A 15,284-nucleotide genomic window follows, 5' to 3' on the forward strand; every position below is an offset into this window, starting at 1 on the left:
CGTGCGCAATGCAAAGGTGGAGGCCCGAGCCGGAATCGAACCGGCGTGCAAGGATTTGCAGTCCTCTGCGTAACCACTCCGCCATCGGGCCGAGCCATCCTGAACCCAAGGGCCCCGGACAGAGCGCGCGCACTAGCGATTCGGCGCGGGCTTGGCAATGAATGTTTGGCAGGGAGAGTTTGGCAGGCCGGGTTGACGTAACGTCAATCTGGACGACCCCTTCGCGGCGGGGCATGGCAGCAGGCATGACCATTGCCAGCTTGCTCGAACCCGTTACCGGCCAGCCCGGCCCCGCCCGCCTTGCCCATGCGCAGGATTGGTTACAGGGCCGCACACTGTATGGCGGCGCTTCTGCGCTGGTGGCCTACACCATGGCCACCCGCGCCTTTACCGGCCTGCCGCCCCTGCGCGCCGGGCAGGTCGCATTTGTCGCGCCGGTGGGTGAGGAGATTTCCCTGTCGGCCGAAATCGTGCGGCAGGGCCGCAACGTCACCCAGGTGCGCAGTGAAATCCACAGCGATGGCAAAGTGGCGCTCAGCGCTTTCTGGCTGTTCGGCGAAGGGCGCGAGCCCAATGCGGTGCATCCTGCCGCGCCGCCTGAAAGCTGGCCCGGCGCGCCCGAGGATAACGAGGTCGTGACCCACAGTTTCGCGCCGAGCTTCGTCGCCAAGAATTTCGAGCTGCGCTACGGCCAGCCCAAGGGGGATGATCGCGGCGCAACGGTGCGGCGCTGGGCGCGGCTGATCGAAGAGCATGATCTCGATCCGGTATCGAAGCTGGTGCTGATGGGCGATGTAATGCCGCCCGGCGCAATGCGTGCCATGCAGCGCACCGGCCCGATCAGTTCGGTCAACTGGTCGTTCAACGTGCTCGACACCGAAAGCCGCTCGCCCGGGGGCTGGTATCTGGCGGAAAACGCCAGCCAGCACGCCGATGGCGGCTATTCTTCGGAACGGCTCAGGCTGTGGGATGCCGATGGCAAGCAGGTGCTTGACGGGATCCAGTGCGTGGCGGTGTTCGGCTAGGCCCGCGGCTACAAATCGCCGAAGTTGGGCTTGCGACGCTCCATTTCAGACATCACGGCTTCGACCTGATTGGGTGTGCGCATGATGCCGTGCTGTTCGATGCTCTCTTCCAGCAAAATCGCATCGGTTTCCCGGTCGATCATCGCTGCGTTCAGGCGCTTGGCGGCGCGAATGGCGTGCGGGTTCTTGCCGGCGATGGTGCGGGCGATCGCAAGCGCACGTTCACGCGGGTTTTCGTCGATATAGGTGGCAAGCCCGAGGGTCTGCGCCTCGGCGCCTGTAAATTCGCGGTTGGTGTAGATCAATTCGCGCAGCACGTCATCGCGCACCAGCCCGCGCCACAGCGCATAGCCGCCCATATCAGGCACCAGCCCCCACTTCATCTCCATGATCGACATGCGGGTATCAGGGTGGGCGATGCGGATATCGGCGCCACTGGCAATCGCCAGACCGCCGCCGAAGCACACGCCGTGCAGCGCCGCGATTACCGGCACGGGCAGTTTGCGCCACTGCATCGAAACCTGCTGGAACTTGTTGGCGTTACCATAGGTGCGCTCGGTCAGGCTTGGCTCGTCCTCCGCCGGTTTGCGCGAAAAATTCGATAGGTCGAGCCCGGCGCAAAACGCCCGTCCCTCACCGGAAAGCACCACCGCACGCAGGCCCTTCATCCGCTGCAAGATGCTGCCAGCTTCGATGATGCGCTGAAACATCTCCGGATCGAGTGCGTTCATCTTGTCGGCGCGGACAAAGCGCACTTCGGCCACGCCGTCCTCCCCCAGTTCGATGGCGACGCGGTCATTGGCAGTCATGGTGGCTGTGGCGGACATCAGAAGGGCACCCTCTCAAGGCAAAGTTGTTGCGCGCAAGATTGGCCCAAGGCCCGCGCCAAGTCCAGCGCGGGGCGCGCTATCAAACGTGATCAGCGCCAAGAATCCGGAAATCATCAGAAGCGGGCGGCGTATCGAGATAATAGCCGCCATCAGGGTGGGTCGCGATCAGGCGGGCGAGGCCGAAAGCGTCAAGTTTGACCCGCAGCCGCGCGACGTGCACGGCAAGGCTGTTGGTCTCCGGTTCGATGTGGATGCGCCAGACATCGGCCAGCAGGGCGCGCCGGGTCATCCGCTCTCCCGGACTTTCGGCCAGCCGCCACATCAGCGCAAACTCGCGCGGGTGCAGTCCCAGCCAGCGATCTTCCACCCGCGCATCGCGGTGAAACAGATCAAGCGTGACATCACCCGCCTCGCGGAAGCGGGGCATCATCGCGTCGCCGCCGGGCAGCCGCGTTGGCCTGACAGGTGCGTTCACAGCATCCCTCCCGCCCGCATCGAATAGACCGCATCGGTGGTAAAGATCAGGTGGTCGATGAGTTCGATATCGAGCGCCCCTGCGACTTCGGCCAGACGGCGAGTGGCAGCGATATCGGAGCTGCTCGGACGACAATCGCCCGAAGGGTGGTTATGGGCGAGGATCATGCCCCGCGCACCCAGCCGCAATGCTTCGCCAAACACCTCGCGCATACGCAGCGAGAGCGCGCCGATGCTTCCCATGCCGATGCCGGAATCACCCAGAAAGGAGCGGCCCCCGTCGACGAAAATCACATGGGCGCGTTCGTGCTTTCCCTCCGGGCTGAGCACAACCTTGCCGAGGTGAGCGACCAGCGCGGACAGGCGCTCGTGCTGCGGGGTATAGGCTGAAGGCCGGGACTGGAGCGCCGCAGTCACCACGATACGACGCCTGCGGCAGAGGGGTGGGACATACGCGGCATCAACGGTCTCCCGCAGCACGGTCAGGTCTGGAACAGCGGCTTGTGATTGCCGGTGGTCCGCCAATCCCGGTACTGGCCGAACTTTTGCTGGCGGCGGACATGGCGGACGAAACCCGCAAAGATCAGCACCAACTGGCAATAGGCCGGGCCTGCCGACAGCACCAAAAAGGCCAGCAGCGAAACCGAATCGATCAACCCGTGCGCAGCATAAGCGCCGATTGCCACGAGCTGTAAGCCTGCGATCCACAAGGGGTAATTGCGGTTGGCGTTAAGCGCCACCACAACGAAGGCCGCCAAGGCGACCACATCGATGCTGACCGCCACCCAGGCATATTGACCGACGTGCAGATTGCCGAGGCCTAAGGCACGGAACACGTAAACCGGCGCCACCATGGTCGCGATGAAGAGCCCGATCAGCCAGCGTTCGGGCGCTGCCCCGCGGCGCCATATCGCCAGTGCCAGAAGGACACTGGCGATATGCTGCGCCAGGACACGGTACTCGTTATAAAACTCGAGGAGTACGGCGCCCATTATCAGGCTGCGAGGGCCGCGTTCTGATGGGCCGGGGCAGCAACAGCAGCGGCGGGGATCTCGGTCGGCATGCCGCCGTCGGGACCAGCATGAACGATGGCGACCTTGCTGAGTTCGTCATGGACGCGCAGCAGGTTGGTCGACATTGACAGCGCCTGCGCTTCAGCCTCGGTCAGGCGCATCAGCGCCCGCTGGCCGGTGTGCACTTCGACTGCGGGATTTTGCCGGGCGCTGAGCATTGCCTGCTTCAGGCGCGCCATCGCGATGATCGCTTCATCGGCCAGCGCTTCGGCTTCACGGATCAGCTTCTTCATGTTGTGAGCATCATTCAGGATACGGTCGGTCATTGCAGTTCCTTCGCCCCGTCGCGGCGCTCAACCTGCGACATTCATTTGGTCCACGGAGACGGTCGCCCTGCCTTCTGTCGCTTCGCTGAGGGTAACCGCCGCAGTGACTGTCAGCACCACGGCAGCGAGAACCCCCGAAGCAATCCCCACGATTGCCCCCAGCCGGAACAGAACGGCATGCTCTCCGTCGAGCACTCCGGGGACAACCCTCGGTTCGCCCGGCCTGAGCCACGGTGCCTGTTCAATCAGTGGCATCGCATCGCTCAGGACCAGTCGGCCCGGGTCATCCCGAACCGGTTCGTCAGCCAAATCAGCTGCCGGGTTAATCTGAGTTTTTGTGTATGCAGATTGACTGAAGGGGTTGAGCGAACCTTCATCCGTAGGGATGCCGATGTCGAACTCTACGAAATCATCGGCCTCTGAAGGCCAATCAGGCAGCCCCTCGGGCGGCGCTTCCGAGGCGACAGAAGTACGATAGTTTTCAACCAGTTCACCTAGGCTTCCTGCCTCGTAAACGTCCTTCAGCGCACGGATATGCTGGTTGATCCGGGTTTCGGACACGCCCAGTTCCAGCGCGATCACCTTGATGGGCACGCGCCGGTCAATACGCTCCATAACGGCGTGTTGCCTGTCGGTTAGCCGTCGCGCGGCTCCAGACGCCATGGTCTCTCCTCCAAAATCGGAACCCCTGTGTAAACCCAGGTTAACGCAAATTGGTCCGGATTTCCTCCAAATTGGACGAGAAAGCGTTGCGTTCCGTCAAACAGCTAGGGTTGGCACGGGCTTAACCGGCCGAACTGTTGACCCCCTTGGATTGCAGGTATCGCTTGATATTGCGGGCCGCCTGCCGAAGCCGCTGCTCGTTCTCGACCATAGCGATGCGGACATAACCCTCGCCGTTTTCGCCATAACCGACACCGGGCGCGACTGCGACCTCCGCCTCGGTCAGCAACTGTTTGGAAAATTCGAGACTGCCCATCGACTTGAGCGCCGGGGGCAGCGGCGCCCAGGCAAACATCGATGCGCGCGGCGCGGGAATATCCCAGCCGGCCCGGCCGAATGCTTCAACCATTACGTCGCGGCGCTTGTGATACAGCGCGCGGTTGGCATCGACAATATCTTGCGGGCCGTTCAACGCTGCACAGGCCGCAGCCTGCACCGGAGTGAAGGCGCCGTAATCAAGATAGGATTTCACCCGCGTCAGGGCTGCGATCAGCTGCTTGTTGCCAACCGCAAAGCCCATCCGCCAGCCCGCCATCGAATAAGTCTTGGACATCGAAGTGAATTCGATCGCGACATCCTTTGCACCCGGCACCTGCATGATCGAAGGCGTGGGATTGCCATCGTAATAGAGCTCGGAATAGGCGAGGTCGCTCACGACCCAAACCTGGTTCTCCTTCGCCCAGGCGACCAGCCTTTCGTAAAATGCCAGGTCGACCACCTCGGCGGTGGGGTTTGATGGATAGCTGACCACCAGCACACTGGGACGCGGCACAGTGAAGTTCATCGCCCGTTCCAGCGATTCCCAATAAAGATCGTCCGGCGTTGCCGGCACCGAACGGATTGTTGCGCCGGCGATAATGAAGCCGAAGGTATGGATCGGATAAGACGGGTTGGGCGCCAGCACCACATCGCCGGGAGCGATGATCGCTGTGGCGAGGCTCGACAGCCCCTCCTTCGAGCCCATCGTTACCACCACTTCCGTTTCGGGATCGAGATCGACGCCGAAGCGGCGCGCGTAATAGCCTGCCTGTGCGCGGCGCAGGCCGGGGATACCCTTGGACTGCGAATAGCCGTGCGCATCGGGTTTGGCCGCAACCTCGCACAGCTTGTCGATGACATGCTGCGGCGGCGGTTGATCGGGGTTACCCATGCCAAGGTCGATAATGTCCTGCCCGGCAAGCCTTGCGGCATGGCGCATGGAATTGACCTCCGCGATCACATACGGGGGCATCCGCTTCATGCGATAGAACTGGTCATTCATCGTCTGTCATCACCTTGTCTTGCGCGAGGTCTGGTGAGGCGCCGCGCGATTTTCTCCCTAGGCGAAGACCGCGGGCGGTGGGAAGGCGTTTTCGCCAATTGCGGCGCGCACCGAATGGCGGCACTAGGGAATGCAACAGCGATCAGGGAAACTTCAGGCCATGGCAGACGACAGCAATCCGATGACGGCGGCCGCAGGAAGCCTCAAGGACTTTTTCGCCATGCAGGGCGAGGCGATGCGCGGGATGATGTCCGGGCAAGGGGTTGAATCGCTTGCGCCGCAGGGCATGGATGCAGGCGAACTGGCCGAATGGGCGGCCACCAATGCGCAGCTGCAGCAATTGTGGCTCGATTTCGCCACGCATCAGGCCACAGCCGCGGCGCAAAAGGCTGCCAAGGGCGCCAATCCGATCGATCCGGCGCAATGGCTGGTGATCTCGCAATCGATGCTTGGCCAGTTGCCCAAGGGCATGTTCGAGGCATCGGCCAAACTGGCGCAGGATCAGATGCAGCTTTGGTCCGGCATGATGGAGCGCTTCGTCGCGGGCGCGACCGGCGGGAAACTCACCGAAGCGCCCGAAGCCGCGGCCCTGCCGAAGAGCGACCGGCGCTTTGCCGATCCGGCATGGCGTGAACATCCCGCCTTCCTGCTGCTGCACCAGACCTATCTGATGCTGGCGGATTACTTCCGGCAATCGGTCAAAGGCATGGACGGGCTTGATCGTGCAAAGCGCCAGCAGCTCGATTTTGCAGTCAGCGCGCTGGCCGAGGCGATGAGCCCGGACAATTTCCTCGCTCTGAACCCCGTGGTGCTGAAGCGCACTATGGAATCGCGCGGGCAAAATCTGGTGCGCGGGATGCAGCACCTCATCAACGACATGAAGCGCGGGCAGCTGACCCATACCGATCCCGATGCCTTCCGGCTCGGCGAAAATCTTGCCGCGACGCCGGGCAAGGTGGTGCACGAAACCGCGCTGTATCAGCTGATCCAGTATTCGCCTTCGACCGACACCGTGCTGGAAGTGCCGCTGATCATCTTCCCGCCGTGGATCAACCGGTTCTACATCCTCGACCTGACGCCGAAGAAAAGCTTCATCAAATGGGCGGTTGATCAGGGGCTTTCGGTGTTTGTGGTCAGCTGGAAATCGGCTGACGAAAGCATGGGCGATGTGGTTTGGGATGATTACATCCGCGCGCAGATGGACGCGATCGACCACGTCCGTGCCCGGCTGGATGTGCCTGCCGTTCACACCATCGGCTATTGCGTGGCCGGAACCACACTCGCGGCAACACTGGCGATCCTGTCGCGGCGGGGCGAGGCCGAAAAGGTCAAATCTGCCACCTTCTTCACCGCGCAGGTGGATTTCGAGAAGAGCGGCGATCTGAAAAACTTCATCGATGATGGGCAGCTGGAGATGATCGGGAAACTGTCATCGCAGCAGGGCTATCTTGACGGGCGCTATCTCGCCGCCGCTTTCAATGCGCTGCGCGGGCGCGATCTGATCTGGAACTATGTCGTCAACAATTACCTGCTGGGCGAGGATTATCCGGCCTTCGATCTGCTGCACTGGAATGGCGACGTGACCAACCTGCCGGCAAAGTGGCACGGCGCCTATCTGCGGGACCTGTATCGCGACAACAAGCTGGTCGTGCCCGATGCGCTGGAGGCCGACGGGACACCGATCGATCTGACCTGCGTGGCTACTCCCAGCTTTGTGCAGGCCGGACGCGAGGATCATATTGCACCGGCTGAAAGCGTGTGGCGCATCACGCAGCATTTTACCGGCCCGATGGATTTCCTGCTGGCAGGATCAGGCCACATCGCAGGCGTCGTCAATCCTCCCGCTGCGGGGAAATACCAGTACTGGGTGGGCGATAGCACCGCGCCATCGCTCAAGGCCTTTGTCGAGGGCGCGACCGAACATCCCGGCAGCTGGTGGCCGCATTGGCTCGAATGGCTGCACAGGCAATCCGATTCACGCGTGCCAGCACAGGGCAAACGCGTTCCCGGCAGCAAGGGAGACCGCGTGATTGAAGACGCGCCAGGGCGTTACGTAAAGACGCGATAAATCAGGGCCGGTTCCGCAGCCTTCCGACTTCCCGCATTGAATGGGCTTGTTTTTACAGGTTTTTCAGGATTATTGTGCAGTGCACAAAAAGACTTGACTTCGCAGCCGCAATGCCTATTTTGTGCAGTGCAACATGAAGCGAGGTCGTCATGTCCGAAGTTGAGAACAAAGCCGTCGAAGTCAAGCCTGCCGTAACCAGCGCACCGGTCGCCAAGATCGATGCTGCGATGGAAAAGGTTCAGGCCGAAGCTGTCGCCAAGGCAGTTGCGGCTCCGGCTGCCAAGACAACCGCAGCGCCCAAGAAGGCCCCGGCCGCCAAGAAGGCTACCCCGGCCCGCAAGGCCGCTGCCAAGACCGTCCGCAAGACGGCAACGAAGAAAACTGCCACCAAAACCGCTCCGGTCAAAAAGCCCGCGCTGGCCAAGAAGGCTGCAAAAGCCGCCGCGCCCAAGGCGATCGGGCCCAAGACCAATCCCGTCACCAAGCTGAAGGATACCATCATGGCCACTGCCAAGAACACCGACATCACCGCCACCGCCAAGGAGATGCTGGCCGACGTCCAGACCCGCGCCAAGACTGCTGCTGCCAAGGGCACCGTGATCGCTAGCGAAGCGACCGAGTTCACCAAGGCGAACGTCGAAGCTGTCGTGGAAAGCGGCAAGATCTTCTTCAGCGGCGCGCAGGAACTGCTCAAGGACAACGTCGAAACCGGCAAGACCGTGATCGAAACCGTCACCGAAGATGCCAAGAAGGTTGCCGCTGTGAAGTCGCCGACCGAACTGATGCAGCTTCAGGGCGAAATCGCCCGTCGCAATTTTGATGCGATGGTGTCCTACGGCTCGAAGCGCACCGAAGCATGGGTGAAGCTCTACAACGAAGCTTTCGCTCCGATCTCGAACCGTGTCAGCGTCGCCGCCGAGAAGATCTCGAAGGCTGCGTAAGCGAAAAAGTTTCTGAACCGGGCCTCTCTCCTCTCTCCCAAACCCGGTTCACGAAAGCGCGCTGAAAAGCGCCGGGCCGGTCAGACCAGCGTCTGGCCGGCCCTTTTCTTTGTCCGGCATGGCGTTGGCGCGCAGCAAGCGCTTGCGATTACGCCAACGAATCCCATAATGGAGGCTCATGATCGTATCGTCCCTCCCCGCCCTGCCCGCTCTTGCCGCGCCGCTTGCCCATGGCGTGCGCGCGTCTGACGAAGATGGCGGCAAGGATGGCGACGATTCAGGCGACAGCCAGGTAGGCATTGCCACCAAGACCCGATCCAAGCCCAAAAAGCCGAGCCAGTACAAGGTGCTGATGCTGAATGATGATTACACCCCGATGGAATTCGTGGTGCTCGTTTTGAAGCGTTTTTTCAGCATGGATCTGGAACAGGCCACCCGCGTGATGCTGCATGTTCACCAGCGCGGCGTGGGGGTGTGCGGCATCTTCCCCTACGAAATCGCCGAAACCAAGGTGAATCAGGTGATGGATTTCGCCAAGCAGAACCAGCACCCGCTGCAATGCACGCTGGAAAAGGCGTGAGCGGGCCGGCGTGACGCGCCATCCGCACCATCCCGAACCCGATCCGGTCGCGCCAGAGCAGGAAAGCGTGTGGGATTACCCCCGCCCCGCTATTGCCGAGCCCACTGGGCGCCACATCCGCATCATTCACAAGGGCATTGTGCTGGCTGACAGCCGCGCCGCGTGGCGCACGCTCGAAACCTCGCATCCGCCGACTTACTATATCCCGCAGTCCGACATTGCGATGGCGCATCTGGCGCCCAACCCGGCCCGATCAATCTGCGAATGGAAGGGTCAGGCTGCCTATTGGGATGTCGTGGCCGGCGGTGAACGGATCGCGCAAGCAGGCTGGAGCTACCCTTCTCCCACCGCGCCTTTTGCGGGCATCGCCAACCACATCGCCTTTTACGCCGCGCCGTTCGACCTGGCCGAAGTGGACGGCGAACAGGTTACGCCCCAGCCCGGCGGATTTTACGGCGGCTGGATCAGCCGCCACGAAGCCGGGCCGTTCAAAGGTATTCCCGGCAGCCGCTTCTGGTAAAGCCCCGGCTCGTCCGCGGGGTTGCAGGCTTTGCCGCAAGCACGGAAATTGGGGGCATGACGCGCAGGCCTTCACACGCTAGGGCGGGAAGGCAATCGACGGAAAATCCCCAGTGTCCACCCTGATCCCCAGCATTGACCGGTATATCCTGCGGCTAACGCTTGTGCCGATGATCGGGGTGTTTGCGCTCGCCGCCAGCCTGCTGACGCTCGACAAGATGCTGCGCCTGTTCGATTTCGTCGCGGTTGAAGGCGGGCCGGTGGGGGTTGTCTTCAAGATGCTGGGCGCGCTGATCCCGGAATATGCCAGCCTGGCGATCCCGCTCGGCCTGCTGCTGGGCGTGCTGCTGGCTTTCCGCAAACTCGCCACATCTTCGGAACTGGATACGATGCGGGCGGTGGGGCTGTCGTACAACCGGCTGCTCAGGATGCCCTACATCATCACGCTGGCGCTGCTGGCGGTGAACGTCGCGCTGGTGTTCTACATCCAGCCGATCAGCCGCTATTATTACGAACAGATGGAATATGATCTGCGATCGGGTGCGCTGGGCGCTTCGATCAAGGTCGGCGAATTCACCACGCTGGCGGATCGCATGGCCTTGCGGATCGAGGAAAGCGAGGATGACGGGCGCAAGCTGATCGGGATCTTCGCCCGTGTGTCCAACACCCGGGGGCAGGTGCTTTCGATCAGCGCGCGCGAGGGGGCGTTTCTGGCGACCCGCGACAATCCCGATACGATCATCCTGCGCCTGACCGAAGGCACGATCATTCAGGATACCGGCAGCAACACTCCGCGCGTGCTCAGCTTCAGCCGCCATGATCTGCCGATCGATCTGCCCGCGATCGAAGCTTTTCGCGCGCGCGGCGATGCGACCCGCGAATATATCCTGCCCGAACTGCTGCGGATCGGCTGGAACCGCGAAAGCCCCGCCACTGCCCGTGATGCCAGCCTTGCCAGTTTCAATTTCCGGCTGGTCGAGATTGTGATGATGCTGCTGATGCCGCTGCTGGCGGTGGCGCTGGCGATCCCGCCCAAGCGGTCGACCAGCGCGCTGGGGGTGTTCGTTTCGATCGTGATGGTGGTCGCCTATCACAAGGTGAACCAGTACGGCGAGGATGTGGCGGCGCTGGGCCGGGTTGATCCGGTGCTGGCGCTGTGGGTGCCTTTCATGCTGTTCGCGGCGCTGATCCTGTGGATGTATTACCGCGTCGCCTATGTGCCGGGCGGGCAGGCGATCGGCGCACTGGAGACGATGTTCGCGCGGATTTCCAAACTCGTGGGCAAGCTGTTCAAGCGCCGCACGCCGCGCGCCCACCGCGCCGGGGCCGAACCGGCAGCACAGGCCGCTGCGGCGGAATAGGGCAATATGCAGCTCGACTTTTTCCCTTCGCGTACACTGACGCTTTACCTCGCCAAGATGTTTGTGGTGCGCATCTTTGCGGTGCTGGTGATGCTGGTGCTGGTGCTGCTTGCGCTCGACCTGCTGTCGGCCACAGGCGATATCCTTGCCGTGCCGGGCAACGGACAGGCGGAGATCCTGCAATATGCCGGTTTGCGGATGCCGCAGCTGGTCTCGCGGTTCCTGCCCTATTCGGTGCTGCTCGCAACGCTGATCACGCTGGTGACGCTGAACCAGAACAGCGAAGTGGTGGCGATGAAGGCGGCCGGGCTTTCCGCCCATCAGGTGCTATCGCCGCTGCTGCTGACCGCTGCTGTGGTCTCGCTGGTCAGCTTCGGCTTTAATGAACGCATCGTCACCCGCGCCAACGCAACGCTGAAGGCTTGGGATTCGGCCGGCTACGGCCCGATCCCCGAAGTCGATGCGAGCCTTGGCGGTGTGCGATCGAGTGTTTACCTGACCGATGGCGACAATATCCTGTCAGCCGCTACCCTGAGCGGCTCCGGCGAAAACATCGTCCTGTCAGGGGTCACTTGGTATGCCCGCGCGCCGGGCGGGATCATCCGCGAACAGGTGCGCAGCCCCAGAGCCACCTATGCCGCGCCGGGTTGGCAATTGGAAAGCCCGGTGCGCTTTGATGTGGCTGGTGCGATCACTGAAAACCTGCCCGTCCTGGTGGTTGGCGAGGACCTGACCCCTGACCGGATCATGCTGCAATCGATCGATGCGGATGCGCAAAGCTTCTGGGAATTGTCCGACAGCATTGATGCCTTCGAGGCCGCAGGCCGCAACACCGATGAAATGCGGGCCAAGTGGTGGCACCGCCTGTCGGGGCCGCTATCGGCGCTGCTGATGCCGTTGCTGGGTTCGATCGCCGCCTTCGGACTGGCGCGATCCGGCCAGTTGTTCGTCCGCGCGATCATCGGCATGGCGCTGGGCTTTGCCTATTTCGTGATCGATAATGCCGCCCTGGCGATGGGCAGTTTCGGCGGCTACCCGCCATTTCTGGCCGCCTGGGCGCCGTTTTTCCTGTTCCTGCTGCTGGGCGAAACGGTGCTAATCCGGACGGAAGAATGAACGACTGGTCTCTGAGGCTCGCCCGGCCCGATGATGCCGAAGCGATGCCGGGGATCGAGTCCGCTGCCGCCCGCATCTTTGCAGACCTGCCCGGCTATGCTCACCTTGATCTTGGCGGCACGCGCAGCGCCGATGGCTTCCGCCGCCTGATCCGCAAGGGACATTGTCTGGTCGTCTTTGTTGGCGAAGCGATGGCAGGCTATCTGGTCGCCGAACCCTTCAGCCGCGAACTGCATATCTGGCAGATGGACGTCCTGCCGCAATTCCAGCGGCGCGGGATCGGGGCTGGACTGGTGCGCGCTGCGCAGATCGATGCGCGCAACACGGGCTTCAGAGCGCTGACGCTCACGACCTTTCGCAACGTGGCGTGGAACGAGCCGTTTTACGCGCGACTGGGTTTTGACGAAGTTACCGCGCTGGATGCACATCCGCGCCTGGCAGGCGAACTGGCCCACGAAGCCAACGATGGACTGCCGCCCGAACTGCGCTGCGCGATGATCTGCTTTCTGGATTGAGGATGTGGGCGCTTAGGCCCGCGTCCCCATCGTGCTTCGCGCAATCCGTGCCACCAGCACTGTCATGCCCGGATGGTTCGCCCCTTCGTAAGTTGATCCGGTGCCCAGTTCCCGCGCCAGCCTGCGATGGGCTTCGGGCAGATCGTGATAGGGCATCGACGGCATCAGGTGATGCAGCGCGTGATAACGCAGCCCGACCGGTGCCCAAATCTCGGCGGCAATGCCCGGCGGGGGCACGTTGACGCTGTCGAGGAACTGCGCCGTCACCGTCATCGCGTCGCCCTCGTTCTCCCACAAATGTGCCACCAGCGTGCGCAACTGGTTGAGCAATGCGGTCAGCGAAAGGATCACCAGCGCCGTCAACAGCGGCTGCCAGCCGATCACAAACACACTACCGATCAGCGCCCACGACCAGACGAACACGCCCGCCTCCTGCCAGCGAACGCGCCCGACAAAATCGCCTTCGGGCGGCTTGCGGCGGAAATCGGGGTTGATTGAAAGCGCCGAAAAACGCTCCCACGTGAAGGTGCGCACAGCCGGGACCACCGCCCCCAGCGGCACCAACACCGCCGCGCGCACGATCAGCGCGATCGGCGCAAGCAACGCGACCACCACGAACAGCGGCAGGCTCCATGGCTTCATCAACGCCAGCGGCAGATATTCCGGATCTTCCACCGTGCCATATTGCGTGCGCTTGTGATGAATGGTGTGCACGCCTTCGTACATGAAACTGGGCATCAGCAGCGGGATGCCGACCAACAGGTTCCAGCCCGTGCGAAAGCCGGGCAGCGCATCGCGGTGGATATGGGTGAGTTCGTGGATGAACATCAACGCGCGGTACAGCGCCAATGCGGCCACCAGCCCGGCAGCAATCTGCACGGCCGGGTTGCTGTTCAGGATCGCGATTGCAATCCCGACATAGCCAACGCCAGCCGAAAGCAGCATGTCGGGCCAGTAGATGCCCGGCTTTGCCTGCCCCAACCCCTTGGTCAGATCGCGCGCAGCGCGCAGCATCGTCTTGTCATCCTCGGCCATGAACTGGACGCGGGTCGCCTTGACGGGGCCGGTCATACCGGCATGGGCAGGATCGATGGACTGGTGCATGGTCATTTCGGCAATTTCCTGTCGGCTCCCCTACGCGAAATCGGGTGGCAAGCCAAACGCGTGTTATCGGTGACTGTGATCGATTGTCTTGCGTCGATGGCAATGGCGAGACACAGACGCCTTGATTGAAAACAAATACGGGATGTGCGGCGTGACGGATGTGGCAGGGCGCGGGGCAGAGATAAGTATCGAGCCGGTGAGCGACAAGCGCGGGCGGAAGGCTTTCGTCGATCTGGGACGGGCATTCTCCGACCGATTGGAACACTTCGTCCCGCAAATCCGCTCCGAACAGATCGAACTTGTCGATCCGGCGAAAAACCCGTTCTTCGGCCATGCACGGGTGCAATTGTTCATCGCCATGCGCAGCGGCCAACCGGTGGGACGTATATCGGCGCATATAGATGAACTGGCGCTGGCTATGCCTGCCAATCAGGGTTTTGGCCCCGGCACCGGCTTCTTCGGCTATTTCGATGCCGAAGACGAAGCTGTCGCGCGCGCGCTGCTGGCCACGGCGGAAGGGTGGTTGGCCGGGCAAGGCATGCAGCGTGTGCTTGGCCCCATCTCGCTTTCGATCTGGGAAGAACCGGGCCTGCTGATCCGCGGGCAGGATCACCCGCCGATGATGATGATGGGGCACCACCCTGCGCATTATGCCGGCTGGATCGAGGCTGCAGGCTATGCGCGCGCCAAGACGTTATACACCTATGACCTTGATATCACGAACGGATTTGGTCCGCTTGTGCAACGTCTTGTCCAGTCGGGGCTGCGCAATGAACGGATCAATGTCCGCCGGGTGGACAAAAGCCGTTGGGATCAAGAGGTCGCGACCATTCTGGCGATCCTCAACGATGCCTGGTCGGACAATTGGGGATTTGTGCCCTTCACCCCTGCCGAAGTGGCCTATGCCGGCAAGAAATTGCGACCCATCATCCACGAAGAACTCAACATGATCGCCGAGGTCGATGGGCGCCCGGTTGCCTTCATGCTGACCTGGCCCGATGCGAACAGCGCGTTGGAGAAAATCAAGGGCAAGCTGTTCCCGTTTGGCTGGATCCACATGCTGCGCTGGCTGCGCCACCCCAAGGGTGCAGGCATGCGGGTACCGCTGATGGGAGTGCTGAAAGAACTGCACAATACCCGTATGGCCGGAACGCTTGCCTTCATGATGATCGAGGCGATCCGGATCGAGGCCATCACCAAGTTCCAGTCGACCCGCGGGGAACTGGGCTGGGTGCTTGAAGACAATCAGGGCATGGTTGCGATTGCCGATACGATCCGCAGCACCGTCAACCGCGAATACGCGATCTATGAACGGGCGCTGGGTTGATCCCGAGCCGCCAGAGATGGTGAGGGGCCGAAAGGAACAAAAAAGCCCTCCATCCCACGAACAGGATGGAGGGCTTTCGGGATCGTATCACCAGCCGCTTG

At 62.1% G+C, this 15,284-nt stretch carries 17 protein-coding genes and 1 tRNA gene; 9 read left to right on the forward strand and 9 right to left on the reverse strand.

What is annotated here, in order from left to right; all coding sequences use genetic code 11:
• Nucleotides 1–17: 17 nt before the first annotated feature.
• Nucleotides 18–91, reverse strand: a tRNA-Cys gene (locus IP79_RS04385).
• Between the two features lie 154 nt (nt 92–245).
• Between IP79_RS04385 and IP79_RS04390 the strand changes: the two genes are divergently transcribed.
• Complete coding sequence (locus tag IP79_RS04390) at nt 246–1,025, forward strand: acyl-CoA thioesterase (protein ID WP_054118113.1); 780 nt, start codon at nt 246–248, stop codon at nt 1,023–1,025.
• Nucleotides 1,026–1,033: 8 nt separating this feature from the next.
• Here the strand turns inward: IP79_RS04390 and IP79_RS04395 are convergent, their stop codons facing one another.
• The 7 genes from IP79_RS04395 to IP79_RS04425 form a co-directional block, all read right to left on the reverse strand.
• Nucleotides 1,034–1,852, reverse strand: coding sequence for a crotonase/enoyl-CoA hydratase family protein (locus IP79_RS04395; RefSeq protein WP_054118063.1), 819 nt, complete (start codon nt 1,850–1,852; stop codon nt 1,034–1,036).
• An 82-nt stretch (nt 1,853–1,934) separates the two neighbouring features.
• Nucleotides 1,935–2,330 carry a winged helix-turn-helix domain-containing protein gene (locus tag IP79_RS04400; RefSeq protein WP_054118064.1) on the reverse strand — a complete coding sequence of 132 codons (396 nt, stop codon included), beginning with the start codon at nt 2,328–2,330 and terminating at the stop codon, nt 1,935–1,937.
• Nucleotides 2,327–2,746: a JAB domain-containing protein gene (locus IP79_RS04405; protein WP_233994082.1), complete on the reverse strand. Its 420-nt coding sequence runs from the start codon at nt 2,744–2,746 to the stop codon at nt 2,327–2,329. Before IP79_RS04405 ends, IP79_RS04400 begins: the two co-directional genes overlap by 4 nt.
• Before the next feature lie 65 nt (nt 2,747–2,811).
• Nucleotides 2,812–3,321: a hypothetical protein gene (locus IP79_RS04410; RefSeq protein ID WP_054118066.1), complete on the reverse strand. Its 510-nt coding sequence runs from the start codon at nt 3,319–3,321 to the stop codon at nt 2,812–2,814.
• A 2-nt stretch (nt 3,322–3,323) separates the two neighbouring features.
• A complete protein-coding gene (locus IP79_RS04415; protein ID WP_054118067.1) occupies nt 3,324–3,668 on the reverse strand; it encodes a hypothetical protein in 345 nt (114 codons plus the stop codon).
• A gap of 27 nt (nt 3,669–3,695) precedes the next feature.
• Nucleotides 3,696–4,262: a hypothetical protein gene (locus IP79_RS04420; RefSeq protein WP_233994083.1), complete on the reverse strand. Its 567-nt coding sequence runs from the start codon at nt 4,260–4,262 to the stop codon at nt 3,696–3,698.
• A 190-nt stretch (nt 4,263–4,452) separates the two neighbouring features.
• Entirely contained in the window at nt 4,453–5,652 is a 1,200-nt protein-coding gene (locus IP79_RS04425) for an LL-diaminopimelate aminotransferase (RefSeq protein ID WP_054118069.1), read from the reverse strand.
• Between the two features lie 160 nt (nt 5,653–5,812).
• Between IP79_RS04425 and IP79_RS04430 the strand changes: the two genes are divergently transcribed.
• The 7 genes from IP79_RS04430 to IP79_RS04460 all read left to right on the forward strand — a co-directional run bounded on the left by IP79_RS04430 (nt 5,813) and on the right by IP79_RS04460 (nt 12,752).
• Nucleotides 5,813–7,720, forward strand: coding sequence for a PHA/PHB synthase family protein (locus IP79_RS04430; RefSeq protein ID WP_054118070.1), 1,908 nt, complete (start codon nt 5,813–5,815; stop codon nt 7,718–7,720).
• Nucleotides 7,721–7,869: 149 nt separating this feature from the next.
• Complete coding sequence (locus IP79_RS04435; RefSeq protein ID WP_054118071.1) at nt 7,870–8,661, forward strand: phasin family protein; 792 nt, start codon at nt 7,870–7,872, stop codon at nt 8,659–8,661.
• 178 nt (nt 8,662–8,839) lie between these two features.
• Nucleotides 8,840–9,241, forward strand: coding sequence for an ATP-dependent Clp protease adapter ClpS (gene clpS, locus IP79_RS04440; RefSeq protein ID WP_233994084.1), 402 nt, complete (start codon nt 8,840–8,842; stop codon nt 9,239–9,241).
• Nucleotides 9,242–9,251: 10 nt separating this feature from the next.
• The gene (locus IP79_RS04445; RefSeq protein ID WP_054118072.1) at nt 9,252–9,761 is read left to right on the forward strand and encodes a DUF427 domain-containing protein; all 510 of its coding nucleotides are present in this window, start codon (nt 9,252–9,254) and stop codon (nt 9,759–9,761) included.
• A 169-nt stretch (nt 9,762–9,930) separates the two neighbouring features.
• Complete coding sequence (locus tag IP79_RS04450; protein WP_054118115.1) at nt 9,931–11,121, forward strand: LptF/LptG family permease; 1,191 nt, start codon at nt 9,931–9,933, stop codon at nt 11,119–11,121.
• Between the two features lie 6 nt (nt 11,122–11,127).
• Nucleotides 11,128–12,237 (forward strand): LPS export ABC transporter permease LptG, encoded by a 1,110-nt coding sequence (gene lptG / locus IP79_RS04455; RefSeq protein WP_054118073.1) that lies wholly within the window; start codon nt 11,128–11,130, stop codon nt 12,235–12,237.
• Nucleotides 12,234–12,752 carry a GNAT family N-acetyltransferase gene (locus IP79_RS04460; RefSeq protein WP_054118074.1) on the forward strand — a complete coding sequence of 173 codons (519 nt, stop codon included), beginning with the start codon at nt 12,234–12,236 and terminating at the stop codon, nt 12,750–12,752. Before lptG ends, IP79_RS04460 begins: the two co-directional genes overlap by 4 nt.
• 12 nt (nt 12,753–12,764) lie before the next feature.
• On the opposite strand, the gene IP79_RS04465 is transcribed toward IP79_RS04460, so the two are convergent.
• Nucleotides 12,765–13,862, reverse strand: coding sequence for a fatty acid desaturase family protein (locus IP79_RS04465; RefSeq protein ID WP_054118075.1), 1,098 nt, complete (start codon nt 13,860–13,862; stop codon nt 12,765–12,767).
• A gap of 136 nt (nt 13,863–13,998) precedes the next feature.
• Here IP79_RS04465 and IP79_RS04470 point away from each other — a divergent pair, with 136 nt between their 5' ends.
• Complete coding sequence (locus tag IP79_RS04470) at nt 13,999–15,183, forward strand: hypothetical protein (RefSeq protein WP_054118116.1); 1,185 nt, start codon at nt 13,999–14,001, stop codon at nt 15,181–15,183.
• Nucleotides 15,184–15,284 lie beyond the last annotated feature (101 nt).

The sequence above is a fragment of the Porphyrobacter sp. AAP60 genome, assembly GCF_001296025.1.
In the GTDB taxonomy this organism is placed as follows: domain Bacteria; phylum Pseudomonadota; class Alphaproteobacteria; order Sphingomonadales; family Sphingomonadaceae; genus Erythrobacter.